The sequence below is a fragment of the Candidatus Streptomyces philanthi genome, from assembly GCF_059553635.1.
Map to the genome: position 1 here is coordinate 1 of NZ_JCANQV010000326.1, position 5,999 is coordinate 5,999.

Below are 5,999 nucleotides of genomic sequence, written 5' to 3' on the forward strand. Positions count from 1 at the left end.
CCCGGAGGCCAGCGGCCCCATTGCAGGACCGCGAAGAACATAACGGGGGATGCCTGTCGCGGGGCTACCGGACCGTGAGGTGCACCAGGTCGTCCAGGAACGGGATGTGCAGCCAGGGCTTGGGCTGCACCATCAGGGACAGCAGAACGACCGTCAGGCCGAGTACGCCGTAGGTGAGGACGTCCGTGAAGCGGGAGCGGACGGCGAGCATGCCCACGGACGGACGGCTCCAGCGCAGCGCCGCGCCGCCCAGCAGGGACAGGCCGATGATGATCGCGCCGACCCGGTACGCGTCGAGCGCCAGCAGCAGCAGGCCGAGGGCGACGCCGCCCATGACGCTGAGCAGCGGCCACTGCCGGGCGGGGGCGGGGTAGTCGCCCGGGGCCGCGCGGCCGCCGCCCTGCGGCCGTGCGGTGTCCCGTGTCAGCTGGGGCAGGCGGCGCGGGCGGCGCTGTGGAGCGGAGGGGGGGTCCGCAGGCGCTTCGGCACCCATGGCAGGCAGTCCTTCCCGTGTCCCGGTCGGTGTCCGGGTGGTCGTGGGGTCGTACGGTCGTACGGGGGCGGGCTCAGCCGGCGGCGCGTTCCGCCGCCTCGACGACGTTGACCAGCAGCTGGGCGCGGGTCATCGGGCCGACGCCGCCCGGGTTGGGGGCGACCCACGCGGCGACCTCGGCGACGCCGGGGTGCACATCGCCGACGATCTTGCCGTTCTCGTCCCGGCTGACGCCGACGTCGAGCACGACCGCGCCGGGCTTGACGTTCTCGGGCGTGATGATGTGCGGCACGCCGGCGGCGGCGACGATGATGTCGGCCTGCTTGAGGTGGCCGGCGAGGTCAACGGTGCCGGTGTGGCACTGGGTGACGGTCGCGTTCTCCGACCGACGGGTGAGGACCAGCGGCATGGGCCGGCCGATGGTGATGCCGCGGCCGACGACGACCACGTGGGCGCCCTTGATCTCGACGTGGTGACGGCGCAGCAGCTGGACGATGCCGTAGGGGGTGCAGGGCAGCGGGCCGGGCTCGTTGAGCACCAGCCGGCCCAGGTTCATCGGGTGCAGGCCGTCGGCGTCCTTGGCCGGGTCCATCAGCTCCAGGATGCGGTGGGTGTCGATGCCCTCGGGGAGCGGGAGCTGGACGATGTAGCCGGTGCACTCGGGGTTCTCGTTGAGTTCCCGGACGACCGCCTCGATCTCCTCCTGGGTGGCGGTGGCCGGCAGCTCGCGCTGGAGGGAGGCGATGCCGACCTGGGCGCAGTCCCGGTGCTTGCCGTTGACGTACCAGCGGCTGCCCGGGTCGTCGCCGACGAGGACGGTGCCGAGGCCGGGCGTGACGCCCCGCTCCTTCAGCGCCGCCACACGGGCGGTCAACTCGGTCTTGATCGCGGCTGCGGTGGCCTTGCCATCGAGAATCTGGGCGCTCATACCCCCATCCTCCCGGATGGCGGTGCCCGCGTTCCAATCAGGTCGCGCCGGGGAGCGGCGGACCGGCCGCCGGAAACACACGGTCAGCGGCTTCGGGGGCCGGACGGGGACGTCCCGGCTGTCCGCATTGCGACAGTTTTCATTGCACTTGCACAACGCCTGCACATCACGGCTGGACAACATCAACGCGCAGCAAGAAAGATTATCGGCCAGTGCCGCGGGCATCATCGGGGGCGGGCCAGTGAGACACCTGCGTGATTCCTCCGAGCAACGCCGCGTCGTCCCCCACTGACCCAACGGAGGAAACCCACCCATGAGCTTCGGCGCCCCGAACAATCCGTACGGACAGCAGCCCCCGCAGGGCCCGTACGGGCAGCAGCCCCCGCAGGCCCCCCAGGGCCAGCCCGGTTACGGCTACCCCCAGCAGCCGCAGGCCGCCTACGGCTACCCGCAGCAGGCCGCTCCCCAGTACGGCTACCCGCAGGGCGCGGGCTACCCGGGGCAGCCGGGGATGGCGCCGGCGTACGCGGGGTGGGGTTCGCGTGTCGCCGCGACGCTCATCGACGGCCTGATCATCGGTGTGCTCCCCGGCATCCTGTACATCATCGGCATCGTCATCGCCAGCTCCTCCGCGACGTCGTCCACCCCGGACTACTCCGCCTGCGCGCCGGACGACATGCAGTGCCGCGTGGACGCCATCAACGCGGCGTCCGACGTCTCCTTCCCGACCGCCGCCGTCCTGATGATCCTGCTCGCGATCGTGATCGGGTTCGCCGGCGGCATCTACCTGATGGTCAAGGAGGGCAGCACCGGCCAGACGCCCGGCAAGAAGGCGATGAGCATCCGCCTGGTGCGCGAGGACACCGGCCAGCCGCTCGGCTTCGGCATGGCCTTCGTCCGCCGCCTGGCCCACTTCCTGGACAGCCTCCTGTGCGGCCTGGGCTACCTGTGGCCGCTGTGGGACGCCAAGTCCCAGACCTTCGCCGACAAGGTCATCGGCTCGGTGGTCGTCAAGACCCAGTGATCCCGCTCCGGGTCCCACGGACCTGACCGGCCCTCCGAAGGCCCCCTCGCGCGTCCGCGACCGGGGGCCTTCGCGGCGCCTTGCGGGGCCCCGGCGCCCGGCCGCCGGCCCCCGCCGACACCCGCTCACGACGCCCGAAGGACACCGCTCATGAGTTACCCCCCGCAGAACCCCTACGGTCCCCCGCCCGCCCAGCAGCCCGGCTACGGCTATCCGCAGCAGCCGCCCGCCGCGCCGTACGGCGCCTACCCGGGCGGCGGGATGCCGGCCCAGATGCCCGGCGCGATGCCGATGACGGACATGCCGGGCGGGGTGAAGGCGGCCCGGGTGATGCTGTTCGTGCTCGGCGCCCTGAACCTGGTCGGCCTGGCCCTCTCCGTGGCGCTGCTGAGCGGCCTCAACAAGGCGTCGCACGAGGCCGCCCCCTACAGCGACGAGGACACCGCGGCCGTGCTGAGTCTCGGCAAGGGCGTGGTGATCGGCGTGATCGTCCTGATCGCGATCTTCGCGGTGGTGGGGGTCACACTCGCCCTCCAGTTCGCGGGCGGGGGCAACGGCGTCCGGGTCTCCGCCATCATCATCGGCGTCCTGACCACCGCCATCAGCCTGCTCAGCTTCCCGTTCGGTCTGATCCACACCGCCCTGGGCGTGCTGGTGATCGTCCTCGTGTCGAAGGACGACTCCAAGGCGTGGTTCACCCGGCCGCGCTACTGACGCCGGCCCGCGCACACGACGGCGGCCGTCCCGGAACTCCCGGGACGCCCCCCGTCGTTCTGCCGCGGATCAGTGGAAGAAGTGCCGCGTGCCGGTGAAGTACATCGTCACCCCGGCCTTGCGGGCGGCCTCGACGACGAGTTCGTCACGGACCGAACCGCCCGGCTGGACGATCGCCTTGACGCCGGCCTCGATGAGGATCTCCGGGCCGTCGGGGAAGGGGAAGAAGGCGTCCGACGCCGCGTAGGAGCCGCGCGCCCGCTCCTCGCCCGCGCGCTCGACGGCCAGCTTGCAGGAGTCGACACGGTTGACCTGGCCCATACCGACGCCCACCGAGGCGCCGTCCTTGGCGAGCAGGATCGCGTTGGACTTCACCGCGCGGCACGCCTTCCAGGCGAAGGCCAGCTCGGCCAGCTCGTCGGCGGGCAGCGCCTCTCCGGAGGCGAGGGTCCAGGTGGCCGGGTCGTCGCCGGCGGACTGGAAGACGTCGGTCTGCTGGAGGACCGCGCCGCCCGACAGCGGCTTGAGGTCGCCGGGCCGGTGCGGGGTGCCCTCGACCTTCAGCACCCGGATGTTCTTCTTGCGGGCGAGGACCTCGACCGCCCCGTCCTCGTACGCGGGGGCGGCGATGACCTCGGTGAAGATCTCCGCGACCTGCTCGGCGAGGGCGACGGTCACCGGGCGGTTGACCGCGATCACGCCGCCGAACGCGGACAGCGGGTCACAGGCGTGCGCCTTGCGGTGCGCCTCGGCGACGTCCGCGCCGATGGCGATGCCGCAGGGGTTGGCGTGCTTGATGATCGCGACGCAGGGCTCGTCGTGGTCGTGGGCGGCGCGGCGGGCGGCCTCGGTGTCCACGTAGTTGTTGAACGACATCTCCTTGCCGTGCAGCTGCTCGGCGTTGGCGATGCCGCCCGGCTGCCCGTCGACGTAGAGGGCCGCGGCCTGGTGCGGGTTCTCGCCGTAGCGCAGGGTGCTGCGGCGCTCCCAGGTCTCGCCGAGGAACGCGGGCAGCGCGGCGCCGTCCTCCTCGGGGGCGTGGACGTTGGTCATCCAGGTGGCGACGGCCACGTCGTAGGCGGCGGTGTGCTGGAACGCCTCGGCGGCCAGCCGCTTGCGGGCGGCCAGGTCGAAGCCGCCGCCCTGGACGGCGGCGAGGACGTCGGCGTACCGCTCGGGGTTGACGATCACGGAGACCGAGGGGTGGTTCTTGGCCGCGGCGCGGACCATGGAGGGGCCGCCGATGTCGATCTGCTCGACGCATTCGTCGGGGGTGGCGCCGGAGGCGACGGTCTCCCGGAACGGGTAGAGGTTGACGACCACCAGGTCGAACGGCTCGACGCCGAGGTCGGCGAGCTGCCGCTGGTGGTCGGTCAGGCGCAGGTCGGCGAGGATGCCCGCGTGCACCTTCGGGTGCAGCGTCTTGACCCGGCCGTCCAGGCACTCGGGGAAGCCGGTCAGCTCCTCGACCTTGGTGACCGGCACCCCGGCCGCGGCGATCCGCCCGGCCGTCGAGCCGGTCGAGACGAGCTGGACGCCCGCCGCGTGCAGCCCCCGCGCCAGCTCTTCGAGACCCGTCTTGTCGTAGACGCTGACCAGTGCGCGGCGGATGGGCCGCTTCGTACCTTCGACGGTGGCGGTCACGAGATACGTACCTTTCGTCCCTCAATGCGGTAGCCGTGCCGGGCCAGACGCCCCACGACCTCGACGAGCAGTGATCGCTCGACTTCCTTGATGCGCTCGTGCAGCGCGGATTCGTCGTCCTCGTCCCGGATCTCGACCACGCCCTGGGCGATGATCGGGCCGGTGTCGACGCCGTCGTCGACGAAGTGGACGGTGCAGCCGGTGACCTTCGCGCCGTACGCGAGGGCGTCGCGGACGCCGTGGGCACCGGGGAAGCTCGGCAGCAGGGCCGGGTGGGTGTTCACGGTCCGGCCGCCGAAGCGGGCCAGGAACTCCTTGCCCACGATCTTCATGAAGCCGGCCGAGACCACGAGGTCGGGCGCGTACGCGGCGGTCGCCTCGGCGAGCGCGGCGTCCCAGGCCGCGCGGCTGTCGTGGTCCTTGACCCGGCAGACGAACGTCGGCAGCCCGGCCCGCTCGGCGCGTTCGAGACCGGCGATGCCGTCGCGGTCGGCGCCGACGGCGACGATCTGCGCGCCGTAGGCCGCGGGCCCCTGCTCCTCGATGGCGTCGAGCAGCGCCTGGAGGTTCGTCCCGGAACCGGAGACGAGGACGACGAGACGGGCGGGGGCGGCGGGGTCCGGGCGGTACGGAGCGGGAGGCGGGGCCACGATGAGTCTTTCTCGCGTTGCTCGCGGGTACTGCTGCGACGGTTTGTGTGGTCGCACGAACCCATGGGGAGCCTGGATACGGGGAACCCTACGAACGCGCCGACCGTCAGCAACGATACCGGCACACCGGAAGGCCCCCACGGGACGGGGGCGGACACGGGAGGTAGCGTCGGGCGTGAGAACGCACGCTGTTCGTGGTGATCGTCCGTACGGCCCGCCGCCGGCCGGACGCCCGAGACAAGGGGAAGACACACTCCAGATGCCGGACCGACGCCGCCGCGCGGCCCTCCTCCTGCCCTTGCCCGCCACCGCCCCCGGAGTGGCCCTGCTGCCGCGTGACCGCATGGCGTCCTCATCGGGCTCGTCCTCCGGAGGCGCGTCCGGCGGCCAGGAGAACGAGGGCGGGTCCGGCCGCTCCCCCGAGCGCGACGACAACCCCTTCGCCCCGCCGCCGGCCGACGCCCCCGACCAGGAGTGGCGCCCCCGGGCGCACGGCGACGGCGGCCAGGACGAGACCCCGCAGGACGGGCCCCCGGCCTGGGGCAG

The 5,999-nt window shown here is 72.5% G+C and carries 6 protein-coding genes and 1 pseudogene; 3 read left to right on the plus strand and 4 right to left on the minus strand.

From position 1 onward, the window contains the following. Nucleotides 1-64 precede the first annotated feature (64 nt). Nucleotides 65-493, minus strand: coding sequence for a DUF3017 domain-containing protein (locus AC51EU_RS25900; RefSeq protein WP_496269495.1), 429 nt, complete (start codon nt 491-493; stop codon nt 65-67). A 73-nt stretch (nt 494-566) separates the two neighbouring features. Further along, nucleotides 567-1,421 (minus strand): bifunctional methylenetetrahydrofolate dehydrogenase/methenyltetrahydrofolate cyclohydrolase, encoded by an 855-nt coding sequence (locus AC51EU_RS25905; protein ID WP_496269496.1) that lies wholly within the window; start codon nt 1,419-1,421, stop codon nt 567-569. A 313-nt stretch (nt 1,422-1,734) separates the two neighbouring features. On the opposite strand from AC51EU_RS25905, the gene AC51EU_RS25910 reads away from it, so the two are divergent. Next, the gene (locus AC51EU_RS25910; protein ID WP_496269497.1) at nt 1,735-2,445 is read left to right on the plus strand and encodes an RDD family protein; all 711 of its coding nucleotides are present in this window, start codon (nt 1,735-1,737) and stop codon (nt 2,443-2,445) included. A 150-nt stretch (nt 2,446-2,595) separates the two neighbouring features. Further along, entirely contained in the window at nt 2,596-3,159 is a 564-nt protein-coding gene (locus AC51EU_RS25915) for a hypothetical protein (RefSeq protein ID WP_496269498.1), read from the plus strand. 69 nt (nt 3,160-3,228) lie between these two features. Here the strand turns inward: AC51EU_RS25915 and purH are convergent, their stop codons facing one another. Further along, on the minus strand, nt 3,229-4,803 hold the full coding sequence (gene purH, locus AC51EU_RS25920; RefSeq protein WP_496269499.1) for a bifunctional phosphoribosylaminoimidazolecarboxamide formyltransferase/IMP cyclohydrolase: 1,575 nt from the start codon (nt 4,801-4,803) through the stop codon (nt 3,229-3,231). After that, nucleotides 4,800-5,453 carry a phosphoribosylglycinamide formyltransferase gene (gene purN / locus AC51EU_RS25925; protein WP_496269500.1) on the minus strand — a complete coding sequence of 218 codons (654 nt, stop codon included), beginning with the start codon at nt 5,451-5,453 and terminating at the stop codon, nt 4,800-4,802. Before purN ends, purH begins: the two co-directional genes overlap by 4 nt. 259 nt (nt 5,454-5,712) lie before the next feature. On the opposite strand from purN, the pseudogene AC51EU_RS25930 reads away from it, so the two are divergent. Further along, nucleotides 5,713-5,999, plus strand: a pseudogene (locus AC51EU_RS25930) (hypothetical protein); the annotation flags it as partial.